This window comes from Xanthomonas sp. F14, assembly GCF_014199865.1.
Window position 1 is genome coordinate 133,685 of sequence record NZ_JACHOM010000003.1, and the last position, 24,710, is coordinate 158,394.

At 65.6% G+C, this 24,710-nt stretch carries 21 protein-coding genes and 1 riboswitch; of the genes, 7 read left to right on the forward strand and 14 right to left on the reverse strand.

Annotated features, from left to right (window positions below; translation table 11 throughout):
• Positions 1–73: 73 nt before the first annotated feature.
• Positions 74–2,548, reverse strand: a complete 2,475-nt coding sequence (locus tag GGR73_RS12060; RefSeq protein WP_435014919.1) for a prolyl oligopeptidase family serine peptidase — start codon at positions 2,546–2,548, stop codon at positions 74–76.
• Positions 2,549–2,743: 195 nt separating this feature from the next.
• Positions 2,744–2,857, forward strand: a riboswitch (S-adenosyl-L-homocysteine riboswitch).
• Positions 2,858–2,888: 31 nt separating this feature from the next.
• Between GGR73_RS12060 and ahcY the strand changes: the two genes are divergently transcribed.
• The 3 genes from ahcY (at position 2,889) to GGR73_RS12075 (ending at position 5,230) form a co-directional block, all read left to right on the forward strand.
• Positions 2,889–4,331: an adenosylhomocysteinase gene (ahcY, locus tag GGR73_RS12065; RefSeq protein ID WP_016902210.1), complete on the forward strand. Its 1,443-nt coding sequence runs from the start codon at positions 2,889–2,891 to the stop codon at positions 4,329–4,331.
• A gap of 328 nt (positions 4,332–4,659) precedes the next feature.
• Positions 4,660–4,908, forward strand: coding sequence for an SHOCT domain-containing protein (locus tag GGR73_RS12070; RefSeq protein ID WP_046345726.1), 249 nt, complete (start codon positions 4,660–4,662; stop codon positions 4,906–4,908).
• Positions 4,909–4,924: 16 nt separating this feature from the next.
• Positions 4,925–5,230 (forward strand): hypothetical protein, encoded by a 306-nt coding sequence (locus tag GGR73_RS12075; protein WP_184457091.1) that lies wholly within the window; start codon positions 4,925–4,927, stop codon positions 5,228–5,230.
• 261 nt (positions 5,231–5,491) lie between these two features.
• Here the strand turns inward: GGR73_RS12075 and GGR73_RS12080 are convergent, their stop codons facing one another.
• On the reverse strand, positions 5,492–6,049 hold the full coding sequence (locus tag GGR73_RS12080) for a DUF3228 family protein (RefSeq protein WP_184457093.1): 558 nt from the start codon (positions 6,047–6,049) through the stop codon (positions 5,492–5,494).
• A 57-nt stretch (positions 6,050–6,106) separates the two neighbouring features.
• Positions 6,107–6,652, reverse strand: a complete 546-nt coding sequence (locus tag GGR73_RS12085; protein WP_184457096.1) for a DUF2058 domain-containing protein — start codon at positions 6,650–6,652, stop codon at positions 6,107–6,109.
• A gap of 383 nt (positions 6,653–7,035) precedes the next feature.
• Here GGR73_RS12085 and GGR73_RS12090 point away from each other — a divergent pair, with 383 nt between their 5' ends.
• Complete coding sequence (locus tag GGR73_RS12090; protein ID WP_024938324.1) at positions 7,036–8,406, forward strand: alpha-amylase family protein; 1,371 nt, start codon at positions 7,036–7,038, stop codon at positions 8,404–8,406.
• Positions 8,407–8,539: 133 nt separating this feature from the next.
• Here the strand turns inward: GGR73_RS12090 and GGR73_RS12095 are convergent, their stop codons facing one another.
• Positions 8,540–9,475, reverse strand: coding sequence for a Gfo/Idh/MocA family protein (locus GGR73_RS12095; protein WP_167708451.1), 936 nt, complete (start codon positions 9,473–9,475; stop codon positions 8,540–8,542).
• 369 nt (positions 9,476–9,844) lie between these two features.
• On the reverse strand, positions 9,845–10,822 hold the full coding sequence (locus GGR73_RS12100) for an NAD(P)H-quinone oxidoreductase (protein ID WP_167708450.1): 978 nt from the start codon (positions 10,820–10,822) through the stop codon (positions 9,845–9,847).
• 362 nt (positions 10,823–11,184) lie between these two features.
• On the opposite strand from GGR73_RS12100, the gene metF reads away from it, so the two are divergent.
• Both metF and GGR73_RS12110 read left to right on the forward strand, forming a co-directional pair.
• Positions 11,185–12,012, forward strand: a complete 828-nt coding sequence (metF, locus tag GGR73_RS12105; RefSeq protein ID WP_024938327.1) for a methylenetetrahydrofolate reductase [NAD(P)H] — start codon at positions 11,185–11,187, stop codon at positions 12,010–12,012.
• Positions 12,013–12,082: 70 nt separating this feature from the next.
• On the forward strand, positions 12,083–12,754 hold the full coding sequence (locus tag GGR73_RS12110; RefSeq protein WP_179464595.1) for a hypothetical protein: 672 nt from the start codon (positions 12,083–12,085) through the stop codon (positions 12,752–12,754).
• A gap of 159 nt (positions 12,755–12,913) precedes the next feature.
• Here the strand turns inward: GGR73_RS12110 and GGR73_RS12115 are convergent, their stop codons facing one another.
• The 5 genes from GGR73_RS12115 to GGR73_RS12135 form a co-directional block, all read right to left on the reverse strand.
• A complete protein-coding gene (locus GGR73_RS12115) occupies positions 12,914–13,426 on the reverse strand; it encodes an AAA family ATPase (RefSeq protein WP_184457450.1) in 513 nt (170 codons plus the stop codon).
• 2 nt (positions 13,427–13,428) lie between these two features.
• Positions 13,429–14,376, reverse strand: a complete 948-nt coding sequence (locus GGR73_RS12120; RefSeq protein ID WP_184457098.1) for a Nudix family hydrolase — start codon at positions 14,374–14,376, stop codon at positions 13,429–13,431.
• A 135-nt stretch (positions 14,377–14,511) separates the two neighbouring features.
• Positions 14,512–14,880 (reverse strand): VOC family protein, encoded by a 369-nt coding sequence (locus GGR73_RS12125; protein ID WP_016902193.1) that lies wholly within the window; start codon positions 14,878–14,880, stop codon positions 14,512–14,514.
• A 448-nt stretch (positions 14,881–15,328) separates the two neighbouring features.
• On the reverse strand, positions 15,329–18,067 hold the full coding sequence (secA, locus tag GGR73_RS12130; protein ID WP_184457100.1) for a preprotein translocase subunit SecA: 2,739 nt from the start codon (positions 18,065–18,067) through the stop codon (positions 15,329–15,331).
• A gap of 155 nt (positions 18,068–18,222) precedes the next feature.
• Positions 18,223–19,167: a M23 family metallopeptidase gene (locus GGR73_RS12135; protein WP_184457101.1), complete on the reverse strand. Its 945-nt coding sequence runs from the start codon at positions 19,165–19,167 to the stop codon at positions 18,223–18,225.
• On the opposite strand from GGR73_RS12135, the gene GGR73_RS12140 reads away from it, so the two are divergent.
• Positions 19,168–19,614 (forward strand): DUF721 domain-containing protein, encoded by a 447-nt coding sequence (locus GGR73_RS12140; RefSeq protein WP_080959932.1) that lies wholly within the window; start codon positions 19,168–19,170, stop codon positions 19,612–19,614. It abuts the gene before it with no gap.
• Positions 19,615–19,800: 186 nt separating this feature from the next.
• Here GGR73_RS12140 and lpxC read toward each other — a convergent pair whose 3' ends face one another.
• The 4 genes from lpxC to GGR73_RS12160 all read right to left on the reverse strand — a co-directional run bounded on the left by lpxC (position 19,801) and on the right by GGR73_RS12160 (position 24,545).
• On the reverse strand, positions 19,801–20,712 hold the full coding sequence (lpxC, locus tag GGR73_RS12145) for a UDP-3-O-acyl-N-acetylglucosamine deacetylase (protein ID WP_024938333.1): 912 nt from the start codon (positions 20,710–20,712) through the stop codon (positions 19,801–19,803).
• 232 nt (positions 20,713–20,944) lie between these two features.
• Positions 20,945–22,183, reverse strand: a complete 1,239-nt coding sequence (gene ftsZ, locus GGR73_RS12150; RefSeq protein WP_016902188.1) for a cell division protein FtsZ — start codon at positions 22,181–22,183, stop codon at positions 20,945–20,947.
• Between the two features lie 293 nt (positions 22,184–22,476).
• Positions 22,477–23,712 carry a cell division protein FtsA gene (gene ftsA, locus GGR73_RS12155; RefSeq protein WP_003485272.1) on the reverse strand — a complete coding sequence of 412 codons (1,236 nt, stop codon included), beginning with the start codon at positions 23,710–23,712 and terminating at the stop codon, positions 22,477–22,479.
• The gene (locus GGR73_RS12160; protein WP_054591400.1) at positions 23,709–24,545 is read right to left on the reverse strand and encodes a cell division protein FtsQ/DivIB; all 837 of its coding nucleotides are present in this window, start codon (positions 24,543–24,545) and stop codon (positions 23,709–23,711) included. Before GGR73_RS12160 ends, ftsA begins: the two co-directional genes overlap by 4 nt.
• Between the last annotated feature and the right edge of the window lie 165 nt (positions 24,546–24,710).

Genomic DNA, 24,710 nt, shown 5'->3' on the forward strand with positions numbered 1-24,710 from the left:
GGCGCGACGAGGCGTTATCGATAAAGCCGCATCGCGCCCAAGCGCGCTCCTATCGGTGCCAGCGCGCCACCGATCACCGCGTGCGCGTCGCGCCGGTCTCCTTCATCGGCTCGCCGAGATTGGTCTTCAACCACTGCTCGCTCTCGGCCAACATCTGCAGGATCGACTGCCGCGCGCGATACGCATGCGATTCGTTGGGCAGCAGCACCAGCCGCACGTCACCGCCCAGGCCCTTGATCGCGGCGAACATGCGCTCGCTCTGGATCGGGAAGGTGCCGGTGTTGTTGTCGTCCTGGCCGTGGATCAACAGCAGCGGATCCTTGATCTTGTCGGCGTAGTTGAACGGCGACATCGCCTGATACACCGATTGCGCCTGCCAGTAGTTGCGCTCCTCGGCCTGGAAGCCGAACGGGGTGAGCGTGCGGTTGTAGGCACCGCTGCGTGCGATGCCGGCCTTGAACAGCCGCGTGTGCGCGAGCAGGTTGGCGGTCATGAAGGCGCCGTAGGAGTGCCCGCCGATGGCGATGTGCTCGCGGTCGGTGACCCCGCGCCGCACCACTTCGTCCACCGCGGCCTGCGCATCGGCGACCAGCTGCGGCACATAGGTGTCGTTGGGTTCGGCATCGCCTTCGCCGACGATCGGCATGGTCGGGTTGTTGAGCACCACATAGCCGATCGCCAGAAACGCCTGAGGCCCCCAGTAGCTGATCGCGTTGAAGCGATAGGGCGAGTCGGTGACCTGGCTGGCGGTGTCGGCACTCTTGAACTCGCCCGGATAGGCCCACATCAGCAGCGGCCGCGGGCCGTCGCGCTTGGGGTCGTAACCGGGCGGCAGCAGCAGCGTGGCAGTGAGGTCCACGCCATCGGCGCGCTTGTAGCGGATCTGCTCCTTCTGCACGCCGCGCAACTGCGGCAGCGGATGGGCGAAATGCGTCAACGCCCGCGGCGCAGGCGCTGCATCGCCCAGCGCCTGCACGACATAGTTGGCCGGCTCCTCGGGCGACTCGCGGCTGAGCAGCAACTGCGTGCCTTGCGCATCCAGCAATGCCAGCGGTGCGGAATAGCTCGGCGCCTGCGAATGGAACAGGCGCGTGGCGCGCCTGCTCTGCAGATCGAAGCGATCCACGAACGGGCGGTCGCCTTCCGGCGAGGCGCCCTTGCCGAGCAGGAACAGGCTGTTGCCATCGGCGCCGGTCTGCAGCAGCGTGCGGCCCTTGCCGTCGGCCACGGTCGCCGGCGTGCCGGGATCGTTGTAGCGGTCCTGCGAGGAGCGGTCCCACAGCAATTCGGGCGCGCGCTGCGGCTGGTCCGGTGCAATGCGCCACTGCTTGGTGCGGCGGGTCTTCCACCAGCTTTCGCTGAGGATGGCCAGATCGCCGCGGCCCCACTGGATGCCTTCGAAGCGGCTACCCAGTTGCGCCAGCGTGACCGGCGCGCGCGTAAATGGCGCAGCCTGCATCAGCACCGCATCACGGATCTTGCTCTCGCGTGCCGGGTCGCCGCCGTCCTGCGCCTCGGCCCAGACCAGCGTGGCCGGCGCATCGACGCGCCAGGCGATGTCGCGCACGCCGGTGGGCACGGCATCGTTGCCGGTCGGCAGGCCTTCCACCAATGGCAGCCTGGCGATCTGGCGCACCAGTTTGCCCTGCAGGTCCAGCACCTCGATACGGCGTGCGAAGTTGTCCGCCGGCACCAGATACGAGAACGGCCGTTCGCTGCGTTCGCTCAGGATGTAACGGCCATCCGGCGACACCGACAGATTGAGATAGATGCCGGGCGTGGCGATCGGGCGCACCTGCCCGCTCACGCTGATGATGATGGGCTGGCCGGTGGCGTAATACTCGAACACGCGCGCATCGGCCTCGTTGCGCAGCAGGTCCTGATAGGTCGGCAGCGAGCGCACGCCGGCAGCGGCGCTGGTCTGCTGGATCGCCGGGCCGTCCGGCACCGCATCGCGGGTGGGCGGCGCGCCCTGCCCGGCCACTTGCTGCTGCAGCAGCAGGCCGCTGCCATCGGGCAACCAGCGCAGATCGTCGTTGACACTGGTGTTCAAACCGGCCACCAGACGCCGCGCCTGCCCGGCCGCCACGTCCACCAGCCACAGCTCGTTGGCACCGCTGGCCGCGTCCTCGCGGCGGAACGCCAGGTAGCGCTGATCCGGCGACCAGCTCAACGTGGCCAGCGACAACGGTGACGGCAGCCCGGCGATCTGCCGCTCGCTGCCGTCGGCCACCGACAGCAGCCACAGCTTGTCGGCAAAGGAGAACCGGCTGCTGGCAAAGGTTTTGGGATGGATGCGCAGGCCGGCCAGCTTGAGTTCGGGCTGGGCCACCTCGGCGATGTCCGGCAACGCCGGCAACTGCAGCATCGCGCCCAGGTCGCGTTTGGGCGACAGGTGCAGCAGCGGCGCGCGCGGGGCGTCCACCACTGCCTGCAGCGCCTTGGAGGGCAGTTGGTAGCCAGTGCTTGCCGCAGCGGCAGGCGGGCCAGCCGGCGCGACGGCTGCGGCCGCAGCCAGTGGTGCGCTCAGCGCCAGTACGCCTGCCAGGGCCCATCGCTGCTGCCGCCTGCCGTGCCGTGCATCGGGTGTCGCCTGCATTGTCCATCCCCAGTGTCGATCGACTCCGGACCATAGCAGCCACGCGCCCCCCGCTCCCCGCTCCCCTGCCGTTGGTTGGGGCGCGTGCCACTTCAAGCCGGCCAATTCATGCCGGAGGGGGGTGCTGCCGATATAATCAACGCTCTCGTCGAGGGGCGCTGCGACCGGTATGGCGGACTGATCCGCCAACTGCACGAAAAGTGCAGGAAATACGGCCAGGCTCGACAAGCATTCATCGTTCAACGGCGCCCCGCATTGCAGACATTGATCTGCTTACCGGAGCTATTGCATGAACGCTGTCACGAAAATCGCCCCACACACCGATTACAAGATCGCCGACCTCTCCCTGGCCGATTGGGGCCGCAAGGAGCTGGACATCGCCGAGCACGAGATGCCGGGTCTGATGTCGATCCGCCGCAAGCATGCGCAGACCAAGCCGCTGAAGGATGTACGCATCACCGGCTCGCTGCACATGACCATCCAGACCGCGGTGCTGATCGAAACGCTCAAGGACATCGGCGCCAACGTGCGCTGGGCCTCGTGCAACATCTTCTCCACCCAGGACCACGCGGCCGCCGCGATCGCCGCCTCCGGCACGCCGGTGTTCGCCTGGAAGGGCGAGACGCTGGAAGAGTATTGGGATTGCACCCTGGACGCGCTGACCTTCACCCTGCCTGACGGCACCCAGACCGGCCCGGAGCTGGTGGTGGACGACGGCGGCGACGTCACCCTGCTGATCCACAAGGGCTATGAGCTCGAAAATGGCAGCACCTGGGTCGACGAGCCGGCCTCCTCGCACGAGGAAGGCGTGATCAAGGCGCTGCTCAAGCGCGTGGCCGTCGAGCGTCCGGGTTACTGGACCCGCGTGGTCAAGGACTGGAAGGGCGTCTCCGAAGAGACCACCACCGGCGTGCACCGCCTGTACCAGATCGCCGAAGCCGGCAAGCTGCTGATCCCGGCCATCAACGTCAACGACTCGGTCACCAAGAGCAAGTTCGACAACCTGTACGGCTGCCGCGAGTCGCTGGCCGATGGCCTCAAGCGCGCGATGGACGTGATGCTGGCCGGCAAGGTCGCGGTGGTCTGCGGCTATGGCGACGTCGGCAAGGGCAGTGCCGCCTCGCTGCGTGCCTACGGTGCCCGCGTGATCGTCACCGAGATCGACCCGATTTGCGCCCTGCAGGCGTCGATGGAAGGCTTCGAGGTCAACACCATCGAATCCACCCTGGGCCGCGGCGACATCTACGTCACCACCACCGGCAACAAGGACATCATCACCGTCGAGCACCTGCAGGCAATGAAGGACCAGGCCATCGTCTGCAACATCGGCCACTTCGACAACGAGATCCAGGTCGATGCGCTGAACGCACTCAAGGGCGTGGAAAAGATCAACATCAAGCCGCAGGTCGACAAGTACGTGTTCGGCAACGGCAATGCGATCTTCCTGCTGGCCGATGGCCGCCTGGTCAACCTGGGCTGCGCCACCGGCCACCCGAGCTTCGTGATGTCCAACTCGTTCGCCAACCAGACCCTGGCGCAGATCGACCTGTGGGAAAAGCGCGACAGCTACGAGAAGAAGGTCTACATCCTGCCCAAGCACCTGGACGAAGAAGTGGCACGTCTGCACCTGGAAAAGATCGGCGTCAAGCTGACCACCCTGACCAAGGACCAGGCCGACTACCTCGGCGTGGACGTGGCCGGCCCGTACAAGCCGGATCATTACCGCTACTGATCAGCCGGGCGGTTGATTGCCCGGATGTCACCGCTTGAACAGAACGGGCGCCGCAAGGCGCCCGTTTTCTTTGCAGGATGCTGGATGGCCCCGCGTGCAAGCGGCCCCACATGGCGACCAATTTGCGTTCGTGCCATGCGGCATCGACATGCATCGCATGGATGCAACGCCTCGAGCAAGACACCATGGAATCCAGCACGCCGGGTAGCCTTGCCGTCGGCGTGCCAGCTGTTGCCGTGTGCGATACTCGCGCAAGGCTTGTGACTTACCTGCGTGGCAGCAAGACCGGTCAACCACTAGGTAACACCCATCGTCAAAAGGAACCAACATGGGCGGCTTCAGCATCTGGCACTGGATCATCGTTCTTTTCTTCTTCTGCAGCATTGCTGCCGTGATCAGCCTGATCGTCTGGGTCGCAAAGCGCGCGTCGCGCAAATCGACTGTGGCAACGACGGGGTCAGCAGTGCCGAAGAGCGCTCAAGCCAGACTGCTGGAGCTGGACACGCTGAGGTCGCAGCAATTGATCACCGATGCGGAGTACCAACAGCGCCGCAGCCATATCCTCAGCGAGATCTGAGCAACGGCTGCAACGCATGAACCATGTTTCCGCTGTCCTGGATCAACATGTCCATGTGATCTGCGACAGTGCCATGCGCCAGCGATTGCTGACGCGTGGCAGTTCGATGCAAGACCGCATCAGTCTGAGCTTCAAGAGCTCTGAAGAACTTTCCGAAATCCTCAGCCTGCTGCAGTCACTGCAGGTTCCCTTTGCCGACGCACCTGCGGGTTGGCCGCCGGCGGCCGTCTTTGCGCAGCTCAGGGATCAGGGACTGGTGCAAGGCGCGATCACTACCGTCGTATGGGTCGCCCCGGACATGCCCGTGCTCGGCGTCGGCTAGCACGCATCTGCGCCAGGGGTGCCGGCAGCTGATCCGGTGCAATCCACGCAATGCCGCGCTTGAGAATGTCGCGCTGCGGCAAGTCCGAAAACTGCAGACGCAGCTCGGCTCTGCAGTCCCACCTGCAGCTACGTTTGTGCTCGACGAAAGCAAGCGCCCGCGGTGGCGAGCGGCACCGCACCGCCACGCCTGAGTTCAAGAGCAGCGCTGCGTTCCCTGCCGCGCGGAAGAATTGCACGACACGCCGTGGCTATCCGCCCGCTACGGCCGCCAGTTCGCATTGCGTTCCCAGAACGCCACGCTGCGCCGGTAGGCATCACGGTCCAGTGCCACACCGGAGCCGCCCTCGTCCACGCCCAGTGCATTGCGCAGCATGGTGATGGGCGCCATCGGAATTTCTTCCGGCTCGGTGGTGTAGAGGCAACCGACCACGCCCCAGTCGGCGTCGATCGGCGCGCCCTCCTTGGCCAGCTGATCGCGGCTATAGAGGATCGGCAGCAGATACGTCGCCACCGGTGGCTCCACACCTTCGAACCAGCGCACCAGCACCGGCAACTCCTGCGTGCTGCGTGCCTCGTAGCCGGAGCGCAGCTGGTGGCGGTTGTCGTCGGTGATCGGTTCAGTGAGGCAGCGCGTCGAGGTCCAGTTGCGGTGCACATGCAGCTGGCAGAACGGCGCATAGCCTTCGATCACGCGCACCGGCGCCTCTTCATTGAGCCGCTGGATGAACTGCTCGGGCGTGCAGTCCTGGATGGCGTTGCGACGACCATCGCGGGGAAACAGACGGGTGCGGGCAAACGGTGTGAGAACGATGGACATGACGGTGGTGGGTGGCAAAGAACGCCAGGGTAGCCTGCAGCCCTGCCATGCGGCCACCTACCAGATCAGATCGTCCGGCACCTTGAACTGGCTGTAATAGTCGTCGTCGCTGTCCGGCGCCGAAGGCGTGCTGCTACGGCCATGATCCAGCACCACAGTGTCCGCATCGCGGCTGTAGATCTTGTCGGCGGCGGAGCGCGGAATCAGCTCGAAGCCATCGCCATGCCGCACGATCACCAGCGCTCCGCTGGCCAGCTGGCTGCGCAGCGTGGGATTGACCAGCACGCTGCGGATGACGCGGCCGTCGTTGAAGCGGTAGTCGATCTCGCCATCGCGCTTGACCTTGTTGGTCTCCACGATCTGCCGGACCTGGGCCAGTACTTCCTGCCGCCGCAGCTGCAGCTTGCGTTCTTCGGCCAGCGCGCGATCACGCTCGGCGCGCTCGGCCTGTAGCCGCGCCGCGTCCACCTTGTCGACCTCGGCCGGCACCACGGCCGCGCCCTTGGCATGACGCTGCTTGTTCTGCTCGCGCGCGACCTTGTCCACCTGGGCCTTCTTGACCAGGCCGGCCTTGAGCAGTTGTTCTTGCAGCGGATTGCGCATGGGAGGGGAACCGGTGAATGTGCGCCCAGTTTACCGCGCCCCGCGCCACCCAGCCTGACTGCCCAAGCCCGCCCCGGCTGCAGCACCGCGCCGTACCGCAGTACCGCGATCCACCGGCACCGCGCAAAGCGCGACCTGCATCGGTTTTTTTGCAGGTACTCGCATTGAATACGTATGCACAACAGCGATGTTGCGCCGCGATGCACGCTTAGCATCACCGCGCGCTGCACGCCGTGCGCGCGCTTTCCGGAACAGGGGCCGGAGGCCTTGATGCGGGCATCGCACAGCATGCGTGTGCTCGCGCTTACCGACTGGAGATCCATCCGATGCGCGATACGCACACTCCACCCCCACCCTCACGGCTTCAACGCAGCTCGCGGCTGCTGCTCGCCGCGCTGGTGCTGCTGCTGACCACCGCCAATGTGCAGGCCGATGTGATCCTGCACGCCTTCAATTGGCCGTATGCCACCGTAGAGGCACGCGCCAAGCAGATTGCCGACGCCGGCTATCGCAAGGTGTTGGTCGCTCCCGCCTATCGCTCGCAAGGCAGCGCGTGGTGGGCACGCTACCAGCCGCAGGATCTGCGCGTGATCGATGGCCCGCTGGGCGACACCGCCGCGTTCTCGCGCATGGTGCAGGCGCTGGCCAATAACGGTGTGGAAACCTATGCCGATGTGGTGCTCAATCACATGGCCAACGAGGCCGCGACACGTTCGGATCTCAACTACCCCGGCAGCGCCGTGCTCGCGCAATACGCTGCGAATCCAGGCCGTTACGACACCTTGCGTCTGTTCGGCACCTTGCAATCGAATTTCCTGAGCGCCAGCGATTTCGGTCCGGCCCAGTGCATCACCAACTACAACGACGCCTACCAGGTGCGCACCTATCGCATCTGCGGTGGCGGCAGCGATCCGGGCCTGCCCGACCTGGTCGGCAACGATTGGGTGGTGCAGCAGCAGCGCGCCTATCTGCAAGCGCTGAAGGGCCTGGGTGTGACCGGCTTCCGTGTCGATGCGGCCAAGCATATGAGCTTCGACCATCTCAATCGGGTCTTCGATGCGGGCATTCGTTCCGGCGTGTATGTGTTCGGCGAAGTGATCACCGGCGGCGGCAGCGGCAATGGCGATTACGACCAGTTCCTGGCGCCGTACCTGCAGTCCACGCCGCATGCGGCCTATGACTTCCCGTTGTTCAACGCGGTGCGCAATGCATTCGCCATTGGCGCCAGCCTGCAGCAGCTGGTGGATCCCGCGTCCACCGGACAGGCGTTGCCGGGCAATCGCGCGGTGACCTTCGCCGTCACCCACGACATCCCCAACAATGCCGGCTTCCGCTACGCCATCCTCGACCCCGTCGACGAGACGCTGGCATACGCGTATCTGATCGGCCGCAACGGCGGCATGCCGATGGTCTACACCGACAACAACGAAAGCGGCGACAACCGCTGGGTCAACGCCTACCTGCGCGACGACCTGCGCCGCATGATCGGCTTCCACAACGGCGTGCAAGGCAGCGACATGCAGGTGCTGTCGTCCAGCTCCTGCCATGTGCTGTTCCGGCGCGGCAGCCTGGGCATCGTCGGCATCAACAAGTGTGGCAATCCGGTCACCACCACCGTGGCGATGAATGGCAGCGTGCTGTACTGGAATGCGGATTATGTGGATGCACTGGGCTCGGGCAGCGTGGTGCGCATTTCCAGCGGCTCCTATACCTTCACGCTGCCGGCGCGCGGTGCACGCATGTGGCGCCGCTGAGCTGTCGGGCCAGCACGAGGCGTCCGCTGCGTGGTTGAAGCCCGATCGCAAAGGCACTCGCCCCCTGCCATAGGAAAACACCGGCTTATCGCCGGTGTTGTGGATGCTGCAACACGTTGGATGGTGCGACCGGCTACCAGGCGAACGGCGCGGTGACCTTGCGCGCGCCGAGCATGAACGCATCGGCCACATGCACGAACGGGGTGACATCCACCTCCGATTCGCCGGCGCGCACCAGCTGCACGAAACGCCGGTACAAGCCGTCGTATTCGCCGGCGGCTTCCAGTGGCTGCGGCTGGCCATCGATACTGAGCCTGGCACCGCCCTCGCTGAGCATGAGCAGGCCATCGGTGGTGTCCACTTCGATATCCCAGCGCTGATGGCCGGTCTGCAGAAAATCCAGTTCCGCCGTTACCGGCACCCCTGCGGTATCGACAAAACCGAGCCTGGCATACAGCGGTGCCTGGCGATTTTCCGGCGTGTGCAACTCCGCTTCGCGCAGCGCGAAGGGGCGCGGCAGCAGATGCGTGACGATGGACAGCGCATTGATGCCGGGGTCGAACACGCCCATGCCGCCCGGCTCCAGGATCCAGTCCTGGCCCGGGTGCCAATGGCGAATGTCTTCCTTCCAGGTGATATGCGCGCGCAGGATCTGCTTGTCGGCCAGCCACGCCCGCGCAGGCTCCACGGCAGCGGCGCAGCGCGAATGCCAGCTGGTGAACAGGCTGCGTTGCGCACGCTGCGCCAACGCGCGCAGATCGTCGATCTCGGCCAGGGTGGCGGCCGGTGGTTTTTCCAGGAACACATGGCGCCCGGCGGCCAGCGCGGCCTGTGCCTGCGCGTGCCGCCCGACCGGTGGCGTGCACAGCGCCACCGCTTCAATCTGCGGATGCGCCGCGAAGGCCTCTTCCAGGCTGTGGTAGGCCGGCACTCCATCGACCGTGCCATGCCGGCTCACCGTGGCCATCAGCTGCACATCGGCACGCGCGGCGATGGTGGGCACGTGCTGGTCGCGGGCGATCTTGCCGATGCCGACAAGGGCAATGCGCAATGCGTCTGGATGCTTCATCGAAACCTTCGGGCTGATAGGGACGTGGCGGGACCCGCGCGATCGCCCGTTTCAGGCGCATGCACGGAGACTGCGGCAGCGGCGCGCTGCACCAGCGCACGCAACGGCGCAGTGTAAGGTCAGGCTGCGGTTCGCTGCGAGACATCGCTCCTGCTTGTTTTGCTATACCTGCGCCGCCCGGTGGCCGTGCAGGAGCCGCCATGCTGCATCGGTGCAACTGCACGGCACGCCTTGCCGTTCGTGGCCTTCCACCTGGTCGCGCTGGAGCACTCGGCGGCTGCGGTGGGGCGCCCGGCCTGCGGCCGATGTATGGCCAGGCCTGCGACGCCTGCTGCAGACAGAGCTACCTGCATGCGCATTGCGATGCGCTCACATCTCCAGCACGACCTTGCCCAGGTGGCTGCCCTGCTCAAGATAGCGGTGCGCTGCAGCGGCTTCGCCGAGCGGGAAGCGCTTGTCGAGCAGCACGCGCAGCTTGCCCTGCGCGATCCACGGCCACACCACGCGCTCCACTTCCGCAGCCAGGCGCGCCTTTTCGTCGGCACTGCGCGGGCGCAGCGTCGAGCCGGTGAGGATGGCCTGCTTGCGCATCAGCAGCGGGATCGGCACCTCGATGGTCGAGCCGGCCTGCGAGGCGATGTAGACGATGCGCCCGCGTGGGTTGAGCGCCTCCAGGGTGTCGGCGAATACCGCAGCGCCCACCATGTCCAGCGACACATCCACCCCGCCATGCGCCTTGGCCACGTCGACAAACGATTCGGTGGTGGAGTCGATCGCCACATCGGCGCCCAGTTCGCGCGCCTGCGCTGCCTTGCCTGCCGAACGCGCAGTCGCCAGCACATGCGCACCGGCGGCCTTGGCCATCTGGATCGCAGTCACGCCGATCCCGGACGTGGCGCCGTGCAGCAGCAGCCATTCCCCGGCCGCCAGCCGGCCATGCTCGAACAGGTTGGTGTACGCGGTAAAGATGGTTTCCGGCAGCGCCGCGGCATGCGCCAGATCCATGCCCGGCGGAATCGGCAGCACATGCCGCGCGTCGACCGCTGCGTACTGTGCGTATCCGCCACCGCCCAGCAGTGCACACACCCGATCGCCGACCTTCCAGCGACCGGCCGGCTCCACGATCTCGCCGGCGATTTCCAGCCCGAGCGTCTGCGGCGCGCCGGGCGGCGGCGGATAGTGGCCGGCACGCTGCAGCAGGTCGGGACGATTGATCCCGGCCGCATGCACGCGGATCAGCACCTGCCCCGGCGCCGGACGCGGGCGCGGCTGCTCGCTGGCGTACAGTGCATCCGCATCGCCCTTGCCATCGCGTATGGCGATTGCAGTCATCGTGGTATCGCTCATGCGCAGCACTCCGTAGAAAGTGCACCCAGTGTAGAGCTGCCTGCGTCAACGTCCGGCGCAAGCCCGGTCGCGACATGGCACGCAGGCCTGGCGAAACCCCTCTACACCAACCCTCGGCAGGCAACGACGCGATGGCCGGCATCACGCGCTGAACCAGTGCGGCGACAAACGCGATTCGCCTGCCCGCTGCAAGGCAAGGCTTCGCTCGCCGCCGCGCGGCAAGCGCCTGCAGGGCCCCGCAGATCGCGCCGTCATTCCGCTGACAGCACGCCAGGTAACCGAATGCAGGACACCCGCAACCAAATATGCATTCATCGCGATGAAGCGATATTATGCTGGCACGATCCGCCGGACCTGCCGCGATGACGCATCTCAGTTTCGAGTTCTACCCCCCCAAGACCGACGACCAGCGCGCCCAGCTGGACCGCACGGCGGCCAGGCTGAAGGGCTACGCGCCGGAATACGTGTCGTGCACCTTCGGTGCCGGCGGCTCCACGCTCAGCTACACCTCCGAGACGGTGCGTCACCTCAAGCAGAAGCACGGTTTCGAAGCCGCCCCGCATCTGTCCTGCGTCGGCGGCAGCCGCCAGGAGATCCGCGAGCTGCTCAAGCTGTATCGCGCGATCGGCTGTACCCGCATCGTCGCGCTGCGCGGCGACCTGCCCTCGGGCATGGGCCATCCCGGCGACCTGCGCTACGCCTCGGACCTGATCGCCTTCATCCGCGCCGAGCACGGCGATGCGTTCCGGATCGAGGTGGGTGCGTATCCGGAAACCCATCCGCAGGCGACCGACGCGCTGAGCGATCTGCGTTACTTCAAGGCCAAGGTGGATGCCGGCGCCGATGCCGCGATCACCCAGTATTTCTACAACGCCGACGCGTACTTTCATTTCCGCGACGCCGTGCAGCGCATGGGCGTGGAGATCCCGATCATCCCCGGCATCATGCCGATCTCCAATTTCTCGCAGTTGCGGCGCTTTTCCGAGCAATGCGGTGCGGAAATTCCGCGCTGGATCAGCAAGAAGATGCAGTCCTACGGCGACGATGCCGATGCGGTGCGCGCCTTCGGTGCGGAAGTGGTGGCCACCGTGTGCGAGCGCCTGATCGCCGGCGGCGCGCCTGCCCTGCACTTCTACACGCTCAACCTGGCCAAGCCGACCACGCAGGTGCTGCAGCTGCTCGGGCGCTGAGCCAGCCGGTCGCAGCCATGCCCTCGGCGGGCATCTCCACGCGGGCACATCATCGGCAAACGCGCGCGTGATGCGCAAACGCCGTGCAAGCTGCCACTGTCCCGGCGCGTTGCTCGCCGGCTCACGCAGGCCCCGTTACGCTGCGCCGATGCCTCGCCTCCTGCTGCCATTGTTACTGCTGTTCTGCCTGTGCCCGGCCATGCACGTGCAGGCGCAGGAGATCCGTCGCTGCGTGACAGCGGACGGGCAGACCATGTTCACCGACCGTCGTTGCGAAGATGTCGGCGCCGCGGCGCGTCCGCCGCCGGCCGCGCGCACGCAGGGCAACACCGGCCTGCATCGCTACGGCTGCCCGCGCCGGCTGAGCGAACTGGTGTCGTTGCTGCAACTGGCGGTGGACAGCCGCGACGTCAATCGGCTCTCCAGCCTCTACCTGTGGAGCGGCCAGTCCGACGCCGCTGCCAACCAGGTGCTGAGCCGGCTGGAGGCGATCGTGCAACGCCCATTGCTGGACATCGTGCCGATGTACCCGCAACGCGATCCGCCGACCTGGGAAGCCGATGCCGGCACGGCAGCGGCTCCATCCCTGGACGGCAGCGCCATCGACGCCCCACTCCCGGCACCGCCAAGCCGCCCGCGCCCCTGGGGCCTGCGTTTGGAACAGAACCTCGCCAGCGGTGCGCCAGCAAGCAGCGTGTTGCGGCTGCGCCGGCAGTACAACTGCTTCTGGGTGACGTTTTAGCGCAGCGCCCGGCGTGAGCGGATTGCAGCGGCCAAGTACGTGCGACGGCGCATTGCCCCGGCAATCGGTGATGGTGACGATGGTGGTGTTGGCTGCGAGGCAGTGAGCGTATCGGCTCAGAGACTCCGAACCTCATGCCTCATAGGTGACGCTTGCAGGCTATGCGACAAGCCGGCCCATGATCTGCGTGACCGCCTGCTGCGGGCTCAGCACGGCGCTGTCGATCACCCAGTGCGGCTCGGTCCAGGCCACGTAATCATGCGCGAGCACGGAGGCCCACCCCGGCACGCGCAATCCGACCACGTCGCTTTGCCGCGATTCCACGCGCTGCCGATGCACGTTGCGATCGCTGCACACTACCTCGATCTCCAGCAAGCGGCTCCGTGCACGACGAGCTACATCGCGCCACGCTTCACGGGTGACCGGCAACGGGTTCACGCAATCGGCGACCACCACGTGACCCAGTTGCAGATTGGCCTCGGCAAGTGCGTAAGCGGTCATGTAGCCCGCTGCTCCGACATCGTTGGCGAGTGCACCACTTTCGCGTAGTGACTGCTCGATCGTATCGATACGCAAATAAAACGCAGTGCATTGCGTCAGTAGCACCTGGGCAATGGAACTTTTGCCGACGCCCGGCAATCCGCCGAACACCACCAAGATCGCCGACTGCAGGGTCACTGCGGCCACAGCGCGCGAATCGCCGCGATGCCTTGCGCGCCATGCGAACGGGCTTCGCGCAGGTCGTCGACCTGCATGCCACCGAGTGCGTAGATCGGCAGGGAGACCTGCTCGCGCAGGCGTTCGAACCCATCCCATCCCAAGGGTGTCGCACCCGGATGCGACGCGGTCGCCTGCACCGGGCCCAGCACCGCAAAATCGCAGCCAAGACGCTGTGCGTGGCGCAGATCTTCCAACCCGTGACAGGAAGCGGCGACCGGCTGCTCGGCCGGCAACGGGCGCTGCTGCAGGCTGGCCAGTTGCTCCGAACCCAGATGCACGCCGATGCCGAGTTCGCCGGCCAGTGCGATGTCGCGGTTGAGCAGCAGTTGCGCGCGCGTACGGCCGCGCAGGCGCATCACCTGCTGCAGCAAGGCCTGCCAGCGCGCCGGTTCGGCCTGCCGCGCACGCAACTGGATGCGCGTGATGCCGTCCTGCAGCGCACGCTCCAGACCCTCCAGCCACAGCGCGTCATCGTCCGGCTCGGGCGTGATCAGATAGCGGTCGGGCTGGCGCAGCACACCGACCACCGGCACATCGGCCGGCGGCATCGAATAACGGGTCAGTTTGTCGGCGGCCACCCAGGTCATCGCCTGGCCCTCGCGGCCGCGCGGGCTGCCTTTCCATGCGGTGATGTGGCGCACTTCCAGGCGCAGCCGCTTGTCCGGGTACAACTGCGGCACGTCCATCAGCCGCTCGCCGACCTGCGCCTCGATACCGAGCTCTTCGTTGAGTTCGCGCACCAATGCCTGTTCGGAGGTTTCGCCAGGTTCGCGCTTGCCACCCGGAAACTCCCACAGGCCGGGCATGTCGCGGGTTTCGGTACGGCGGGTCAGCAGGATGCGGCCGCGGGCGTCGGTGATCACGCCGGCAACGACGTGGATGGATCTTAGAGAATCAGGCATGGCACAAGAGTGCCGCGAGTGAGCCGTTCAGTGCAATCGCTTGGCGGCGGGGAATGGAGATTCGGGATTCGAGATTGGTCAAAGCGCGGCACGTGTGCTTCTGCCAATCCCGAATCCCGAATCCCCAATCCCGGCCTACAGTGGATGCCCGATGCGCCAGAGCACACCGCTGGGATCGTGCAAGGTGAAATCGCGTGCGCCCCACGGCCGATCTTCCGGCGCGCTGCAGCTCACCCCGAACTGCGCGCCCAGGCCGGTGTCGTGCACGTGCTGCCACCAGCTGTCGGCATCGTCCACCCACAAGTGCAGCATCAGGTTCTCGGCCAGTTCGCGCAGATAGAAATCCTGCAGCAGGAATGCGCAATGCGTGCCATGCCGGAAGCAGGTCACATTGCCTACCTCGTCCTCCTGCACAAAGCCCAGCGCGCGATAGAACCGCTGCGACACCGCGTAGTCGCGTGCAGGCACGAACACCTTCAATTGCTGGCTGGACAGCAGCGCCATGACCGCACTCCACGCAGGATGTGGATCGAGCATACGCCCCGCAGTGGCACCGGCGGAGAGGCCTGCATGCGGAAGGCGCCGTTGGCGCCGCGAGAGATGGACAGCGTGTGGCGGACCTGCCGTGCCGAGGCCCGCCGCAAGACAGCTCACCGGATTCTTCCAGCGTCTATGCCGTGCTTGTCGACCTTGCCTGGCAGCAATGCAAGCCATGGCTTCGCAGGGAGTTGGCCAAGGGCGGCGAAACCTGAGCGTGGCCTCGTACCCGGTCTGCGATATCCCCTTTCCTGCTTCAAGACCCCCTCAGGATCCCATCCGTAAGCAGAGCCCCCTTGGTAAGGGAGCGCGCCAAAGGCGTGGGGATCGGAAGCAAGGACCGTGCACCAGGCGTCCGCTATGCGGACGCCTGGTGTGCAGCCCGCCAAGCGGGCTGCACCACGGTCAACTCAGCTCAGCTGAGTTGACCGTGGCAGTGCTTGTACTTCTTGCCGCTGCCGCAGGGGCACGGATCGTTACGGCCCACCTTGGGCTCGTCGCGGGTCACCTGCGACACCGCCACCGGAGCGTTGCCGCCCTGCATCTGTTCCACTTCCTCGTCGGCACCGTAGCCGCCGGCGTCCTGATGCTGGAACTGCGAGGCCATCAAGCGCGCCTGCGCCTGCAGACGCTCCTGCTCTTCCAGTTCGGCCACTTCCTCTTCGCTGCGGATGCGCACGCGCGCCAGCAGGTTGATCACTTCGCGCTTGACGTTCTCCAGCATCTCCGAGAACAGCTCGAAGGCTTCCTTCTTGTATTCCTGCTTGGGCTGCTTCTGCGCATACCCGCGCAGATAGATGCCCTGGCGCAGGTAATCCATCTTGGCCAGATGCTCCTTCCAGCCCTGGTCGAGCACGGTCAGCATCACGTGCTTTTCCAATGCGCGCATGGTGTCGTTGCCCACCGCCGCTTCCTTCTCGGCAAAGTGCGCATCCACCGCTGCCTGCACCTTGGCCGCAATCTGCTCGGCGTCCAGTTCTTCCTGCATGCGTGCCATCTCGCTCAGCGCCAGCGGCATGCCCAGCTCCGATTCCAGCGTGGCTTCCAGACCCTTCAGGTCCCACTGCTCATCGACGGAGTTGGGCGGCACGAAGCGTGCGACCAGGTCGTAGATCACATCGCCACGGATGCCGTCGACGTTGTCCTTGACCGATTCGGCATCCAGCAATTCGTCGCGCTGGGCGTAGATCACCTTGCGCTGGTCATTGTTGACATCGTCGAAGTCCAGCAGGTTCTTGCGTATGTCGAAGTTGTGCGCTTCCACCTTGCGCTGCGCCTTTTCGATCTGCCGGCTGACCAGGCGATCTTCGATGACGTCGTCTTCCTTCATGCCCATCATGCGCATCGCCTTCTGGACCCAGTCCGAGGCGAAGATGCGCATCAGGTTGTCTTCCAGCGACAGATAGAAGCGCGAGGAACCCGGGTCGCCCTGACGACCGGCACGGCCACGCAGCTGATTGTCGATACGACGCGACTCGTGCCGCTCGGTACCGATGATGTGCAGGCCGCCGGCCGCCTTGACCGCATCGTGACGACGCTGCCATTCGGTCTTGGCCGCAAGGCGCTGCTCGTCGCTGATGTCGTCGCCCATGGCATGCAGCTCGGTTTCCAGCGAACCGCCCAGCACGATGTCGGTACCGCGGCCGGCCATGTTGGTGGCGATGGTCACCGCGCCTGGCTGGCCTGCGTTGGCCACGATGGTGGCTTCGCGCTCGTGCTGCTTGGCGTTGAGCACTTCGTGCTTGACCCCGGCCTTGCGCAGGTGCTCGGACAGCATCTCCGAGGTCTCGATCGAGGTGGTACCCACCAGCACCGGCTGGCCGCGCTTGGCGCAGTCTTCGATGTCGGCCAGCACCGCGTTGAACTTGCCCTTGCGGTTGAGGAACACCTGGTCCGGATGGTCCTTGCGCACGGTCGGGCGGTTGGTCGGGATCACCACCACTTCCAGGCCGTAGATGCTCTGGAATTCGTAGGCTTCGGTGTCGGCCGTACCGGTCATGCCGGACAGCTTCTTGTACATGCGGAACAGGTTCTGGAAGGTGATGCTGGCCAGCGTCTGGTTCTCGCGCTGCACCGGCACGCCTTCCTTGGCCTCGACCGCCTGGTGCAGGCCGTCGGACCAGCGCCGCCCGCTCAACGTGCGGCCGGTGAATTCGTCGACGATCACCACCTCGCCATCGCGCACGATGTAGTCCACGTCGCGCTGATAGATCGCATGCGCGCGCAGCGCGGCATTGAGGTGATGCACCACGCTCAGGTTCTGCGCGGCGTACAGGCCGTCTTCGGCATTTTCCAGGATGCCGGCCTGCATCAGCAGTTCTTCGGCGTGGCCCATGCCCGCCTCGGACAGATGCACCTGCTTGCCCTTCTCGTCGATCCAGAAGTCACCCTCGCCCTCTTCGCTTTCCTGCCTGGTCAGCTGCGGCACGATGCGGTTGACGCGGATGTACAGCTCCGGCGACTCGTCGGCCGGGCCGGAGATGATCAGCGGGGTACGCGCCTCGTCGATCAGGATCGAGTCGACTTCGTCGACGATCGCGTAATGCAGGTTGCGCTGGTAGCGGTCGGCCTTGGACAGCGCCATGTTGTCGCGCAGGTAGTCGAAACCGAACTCGTTGTTGGTGCCGTAGGTGATGTCGCTGCCGTAGGCCTCGCGCTTGTCGCTGTGCGGCATGCCCGGATACACCACGCCCACGCTCAGGCCCAGCCAGTTGTACAGCTTGCCCATCTGCGCGGCGTCGCGGCGCGCCAGGTAGTCGTTGACCGTGACCACATGCACGCCCTCGCCCTGCAGCGCGTTGAGGTACACCGGCAGCGTGGCGACCAGGGTCTTGCCTTCACCGGTGCGCATCTCGGCGATCTTGCCCAGGTGCAGCACCATGCCGCCGATCAGCTGCACGTCGTAATGGCGCATGCCGAGCACGCGGCGGCTGGCCTCGCGGCACACCGCAAAGGCTTCGGGAAGAATCTTGTCCAGGGACTCGCCGGCGGCAAGTCGCTGCTTGAACTCCGGGGTCTTGGCTTGCAGCTCGGCGTCGGAGAGCTTCTCGATCGTCGGCTCCAGCGCATTGATCTGGGTGACGAGGCGGTTGAGCTGGCGCAGCTGGCGTTCGTTACGACTGCCAAAGACACGGGTAAGCAGACTGTTGATCATTGAAGAAACCGGTTGAAAAGGAACGGTTTGACCGACGCCGGTCCCCAAGACCCGGCCGCCGTAAACGAAACAGGGCGCACTGCGCCCTGTCGATGGCAACACCCTATTGTAGCTTGGGGCGGGCCTTCACGAATCAAGCGCCGCCCGCGCCGTCGTCAACCGCGCCCGCGGCGGCCCACCGGCGTGTTGGTATCGCCCAGGAACTTGCGCGGATTGACCACCCGCCCGTCCGCCCACACCTCGAAATGCACGTGGGCGCCGGTGGAGCGGCCGCTGGATCCGGCCCGGGCCACCTGCTGGCCGGCGCGGACCAGGTCGCCCACCTTCACCACCAGACGCGAGTTGTGCGCATAGCGGGTCACATAGCCGTTGCCGTGGTCCACTTCCACCACGTTGCCGTAGCCGCCGCGCACGCCGGCATAGCTGACCACGCCGTCGGCGACCGACATCACCGGGTCGCCCACGTTGGCGTGGAAGTCCACGCCCTTGTGGAAGGCCGAACCACCGTCGAACGGATCGGCGCGGCCGCCGAAGCCGGAGGTGATGTAGGTGTTGCGGATCGGCATCCGCGAGGGCACCGAATTCTGTTCGAGCTGATGATCGAACATCAGCGCGGCCAGCACGTTCAGTTGCTGGCCGGAGGCGGAGAACTGCTGTTCGACCTGCCCCAGCGTCTGCTTGAGCGACTCGACCGGCATGTCGCTGACCGGCTCGTCGCCGCCACCGACGCCGACCGGGGCGTCGAAGTCGAACTCGCCGTCCTTCAGCTTGCCCATTTCGGTCAGCCGCTCGCCCAAAGCGTTGAGACGGGTGGCCTGCGCCTGCAGCTCGCCCATGCGCGCGGCCAGTGCGTTGACCTGCGCCTGCGAGGCGCGCTGCGCCTGGGCCAGCTCGGCCTGCTGCCGGGCAACCTTGGCCTGCAACGCGGAATTGGTCACCATGCCGGTGGCGGTGCTGGCACCGATGCCGATCAACATGCCCAGCCCAAGCACGGCGCCGAGGACTACCATCGGTCGATCCGCGGCAAAGCTCTGGAACTGGCGGGCCAACCGCTGCGCCCGGGTTTCGCGAGATTTGATTACAACTTTCTTCAACGCCATATGAGTGTCATGTCCAAGCCCAAGTCCAACGCACGCAACCCTTCCGTCCCACAACCGGCCATCGAGGCCGCGTTGGGTGAAAAGGCTGGCGACCCCTTGCGCCGAGCGTTGTGGCTCGATGCGCTGGACCGACAGTTGCGCCCCCTGTTACCGCCTCATCTGGCCACCCGTTGCCGGCTGGCCAATGTCAGAGACGAACAGCTCGTTTTTCTGGTTGATTCACCTGTCTGGCATGCCAAGTTGCGACTTGCCGAGACCCAACTACTGGATGCCGCCCGATCCATCGGACTGAAGGCCACCGCAGTGACCATCAAGACCGCCACCACCCCGCTGCATTCCCCAATGCAGCAGAATCGCGAGCGTCCGCGCCCCGTCTCGGAGGCCACGCACAGAGGTCTGCGCGATGCGCTGGCCTCCCTGCAGGATGTTCCACCCACCAAACGGTGAGCACCGCGCCGCTGGTGCGAAGCGGCCGCCGCAGCGTGAAAGAATTGCGAAGACCGCGCACGACCCGACGCATCCTAGCGGGCCTCAGCCACGCAGGAGTTAGAGAAGTCTTAAATAAAAGTTAAGAACGGGCCGGTAATCCGACGCAGTTCACACTTCGAACGCCGACTGCGGCATTCCCCGACATCAGGCGTAGACGGGGCTGGCGTAGGTGACCGGCGGTTGCACGGTGCCTTCCGGGAAGCTGACCCATTCCCAGGCGGCCTGATCCGCCAGCAGCGCACGCACCAGCTTGTTGTTGAGCGCGTGGCCGGACTTGAAGCCTTCGTAGGCGCCCAGAATGGCCCCGCCGGCCAGATACAGGTCGCCGATGGCGTCCAGGATCTTGTGCCGCACGAATTCGTTGGTGTAACGCAGGCCGTCCTCGTTGAGCACGCGGAACTCGTCCAGCACGATGGCGTTGTCCATCGAACCGCCCAGGCCCAGATTGCGCTCGCGCATGTATTCAAGGTCGCGCATGAAACCGAAGGTGCGGGCGCGCGAGATTTCCTTGACGTAGGCCGAGGTGGAGAACTCGATTTCCTGGCGCGACTGCTTGGCCGGGATCATCGGGTGATTGAATTCGATGGTGAAGCCGAGCTTGTAGCCCTCGTACGGCTCGAAGCGCGCGACCTTGTCGCCCTCGCGCACTTCCACCGTCTGCTTGATGCGGATGAAGCGCTTGGCCTTGTTCTGCTCGACGATGCCTGCCGACTGCAGCAGGAACACGAACGGGCCGGACGAACCGTCCATGATCGGCAACTCGGCCGAGGACAGTTCGACGATGACATTGTCCACACCCAGGCCGGCCAGTGCCGACATCAGGTGCTCGACGGTCTGGATCTTGGCGCCATTGCAGGTCAGGCCGGTGCACAGCGTGGTCTCGGTGACCAGTTCGGCATCGGCCGGGACTTCGACGATCGGCTCCAGGTCCACACGCCGGAACACCACGCCATGATCGACCGGAGCCGGTCGTAGCGTCATGTACACCTTGTCGCCGCTGTGCAGGCCGACGCCGGTGGCGCGAATGGTGTTCTTGAGAGTGCGTTGCTGGGTCATATGCGAAGTCTGGATGAACAATGCAGACAGACGCTGAACCGGCTGTCTAATCCGTAGAGATTATCTGAATTTTAACAAGTCGCGCGTGACGGGAACTGTAATCCCCGGGTCACGCCACTGCAAAAGCTGCCGGATCGTGGCCGATCCGGCAGAAAGGACATGGCACTGCACCCCCGGGGCGAACCCCGGGGCGGGACGGACCGCGCCGCCGTAGCGACGCAGCCGACGATCCTCAGTCGGCCTGGCGGCGCAGGAACGCCGGGATATCCAGGTAGTCGTTGGGCAAGTCTGCGGCCGGCGCAGCCGAACCGCCGCCGTTGTTGCTGCCGCTGCCGACCGAGTCGCTGCTCGGACGACGCAGGCCCAGGCCCATGCTGCCGCCGACGGCCTTGGACACCGCATCGCCGCCGCTGGTGTCGAAATCGCCGAACTCCGGCTGGCCGGTGGTGGCATTGCGCACCAGCTTGATCGGCGCGCGCTGGTCCGGACGCTGGGTCTGGCGGGCAACCGCACGGTTCAGGCCAGTGGCCACCACGGTGACGCGCACTTCGTCCTGCATGTCCGGGTCGAGCACGGTGCCGACGACCACGGTCGCATCTTCCGAGGCGAACGCTTCGATGGTGCGGCCGATCTCGTCGAACTCGGACATGGTGAAGTCCGGGCCGGCGGTGATGTTGACCAGGATGCCGTTGGCACCGGCCAGGTTGACGTCGTCCAGCAGCGGGTTCTGGATGGCGGCTTCGGCAGCGGCCTGCGCGCGATCGTCGCCGCGAGCCGAGCCGGTGCCCATCATGGCCAGGCCCATTTCCGACATCACGGTGCGCACGTCGGCGAAGTCGACGTTGATCAGACCCGGACGCACGATCAGGTCGGCGATGCCCTGCACGGCGCCCTGCAGCACGTCGTTGGCAGCGCGGAAAGCCTGGATCATGGTGGCGTTGCGGCCGAGCACGGTGATCAGCTTTTCATTGGGGATGGTGATCAGCGAGTCGCAATGCTGGCTCAGTTCCTCGATGCCCTTGAGCGCGACCTGCATGCGGCGACGGCCTTCGAACGGGAACGGCTTGGTGACCACGGCCACGGTCAGGATGCCCATTTCCTTGGCCAGCTGTGCAACCACCGGGGCGGCGCCGGTGCCGGTGCCGCCGCCCATGCCGGCGGTGATGAACACCATGTCCGCACCCTGCAGCGCGTCCATGATGCGCTCGCGGTCTTCCAGTGCGGCCTGGCGACCGACTTCCGGATTGGCGCCCGCGCCCAGGCCCTTGGTGACGTTGGTGCCGAGCTGCAGCTGCAGCTTGGCGCCGCAGTTCTTGATCGCCTGCGAGTCGGTGTTGGCGGTGATGAACTCCACGCCATCGACATTGGTGTTGACCATGTGCGCAACCGCGTTGCCGCCGCCGCCGCCCACGCCAACGACCTTGATTACCGCGTTGGGAGCCATCTTTTCGATCAGTTCAAAATGTGCCATGTCAGTGTCCTCTTGAGCCGGGATTGGGGGGTGGGGATTGGGGAGTCGCAAACGCGCTGGTCCCTGTCCCACTCCGCATCACGGCGAGTGTTGTTGTTTGAAAGTCGGGATTCGTGTGCCTGGGCCATGGATGCGCTGTTGCGCTCTACGACTCACGGCACCTACTCCTCGACGCAATGCCTGCAAAAAATTTTACCGCCTACCCGCTCGCCGCTCTCCACTTAATCGTTGCTACCACTCTGCTTTTTTTCGCCCTTGCCAATCCCAAATTCCGAATTCCAAATCCCGGCCCCTCAGAATTCCCCGCGATACCAGTTCTTCAATTTCTTGAACAAGCTCCCGGCGCGACCGGTCGGGATCGACGGGCGGCGCGGGTGTTCGATCTGGCTGCCCATCAGCAACAGGCCCACGCCGGAGGCGTGCACCGGGTTGCCGACGACTTCGCCCAGGCCGGTGACGTGCTGGGGAATGCCCACGCGCACCGGCATCTGCAACATCTCTTCGGCCAGTTCGACCACGCCTTCCATCTTCGACGCACCACCGGTGAGCACCATGCCGGCGCGCACCATTTCCTCGAAACCGGAGCGGCGCAGTTCGGCCTGCACCATTTCGAAGATTTCCTCGTAACGGCCCTGCACTGCCTGCGCGAGCGCATGCCGCGGCATGCGCCGCGGCGGACGATCGCCGACCGACGGCACCTGGATGCTTTCTTCGGCGGTGGCCAGCTGCGCCAGCGCACAGGCGTAGCGCACCTTGATCTGTTCGGCTTCCGGGGTGGGCGTGCGCAGCATGTGCGCGATGTCGTTGGTGACGTGGTCGCCGGCGATCGGCAGCGAGGCGGTGTGGCAGATCGCGCCCTGCACGTAGACCGCAAGATCGGTGGTGCCGGCGCCGATATCCACCAGCACCACGCCCAGTTCGCGCTCGTCGGCGGTCAGGACCGCCACGCTGGAGGCCAGCGACGACAGCACCAGATCGTCCACCTGCAGGCCGCACTTCTGCACGCACTTGGTGATGTTGGCCGCTGCCGATTGCGCGCACACCACCAGATGCGCGTGCACCTCCAGGCGCACGCCGGTCATGCCGACCGGATTGCGGATGCCTTCCTGCGAATCGTCCAGCACGTACTCGCGCGGGATCGCATGCAGGATGCGCTGGTCAGCAGGAATGGCCACGGCCTTGGCTGCATCCAGCACGCGCTCCAGATCGCTCCAGGTCACTTCGCCGTCGCGGATCGGCACGATGCCGGGCGAGTTCTTGCACTGCACGTGGTTGCCGGAAATCGACGCGTACACCGAGCGGATTTCGCAGCCGGCCATCAGCTCGGCCTCTTCCACCGCGCGCTGGATCGACTGCACGGTGGATTCGATATCCACCACCACGCCGCGCTTGAGACCGCGCGATTCATGCGAACCGATGCCGATCACTTCGATCGGATTGCCGGGCGAGTACTCGCCGACCAGCGCGACGACCTTGGAGGTGCCGATGTCCAGTCCAACGATGAGGGATTTGTCGCCTTTGCGGTTCATGTCTTAAAGCCGGGATTCGGGATTTGGGATTCGGGATTGGAGAAAAGCGGGGTATGGGTGCGAGGGAGTTGCAGCACGACCGTGTGATGTGCGGCGGGCGTGGCCGGCGGAGGTTTTTTCTTGGTCTCGGGCACCGCGTTTTCCAAATTCCGTTCGACCGTGAAGCCGTTGGTGTAGCGCAGGTCGGCGCGGGCGATCGGACGTTGCGGGTCGGCCAGTTGCGGCAGCACGCGGGCGAAGCGCTGCAGGCGCGCGCGGGCGTCGTCGCGGCCGATCACGATCTGCACGCCGTTGCTCAGGCCCAGCGACCAGCTGCCGCGCGCGTCCATTTCCAGGCGCTCCACATCCAGCCCGGTCGGCGCGAACAACGCGCGCGATTCGTTGTAGAGCGCCACCACGTCCTGGGTCTTGCTGTCGGGGCCACCGAGTTGCGGCAGCTTGAAATCCTTCAACAACGGCGGGGTGCGGAACAACCGGCCCTGCTCGGACAACATGCGGTCGGTGCCCCAGCGCGCGAACGGCTTGTGCTCGGTGACGTGCACTTCCAGCACGTCCGGCCAGCGCTTGCGCACCTGCGCACTTTCCACCCACGGCAGGCGCGCGATGGCGTCCTGCGCGTTCTGCAACTTCACCGCGAAAAAGCCCGCGCGCGCATACGGCAGGACCACCGCGCGCAACTCTTCGGCCGGCACCCGCTTGAAGTCGCCCGACACCCGCAAGCGCGCCAACGGCCAACGCTCGGCACCGACCCAGCCATTGAGCACGGCCACCACCGGCAACGCGACCAGCGCCACCGCGAGCAACCACGCCAGGATGCGCAAGGTGGCGTTCATGCGCGCGCTCCGCGCGCGGGAATGGGGAATCGGGAATAGGGAATCGCAACGGCGCGCGCTGCGCGCGCGGGATTGGGGATTAGGGATTGGAGATTCGCCACGGCAACAACAACGGCGCGCATGGCGTCGCTGTTGGCCAATCCCGAATCCCGAATCCCCAATCCC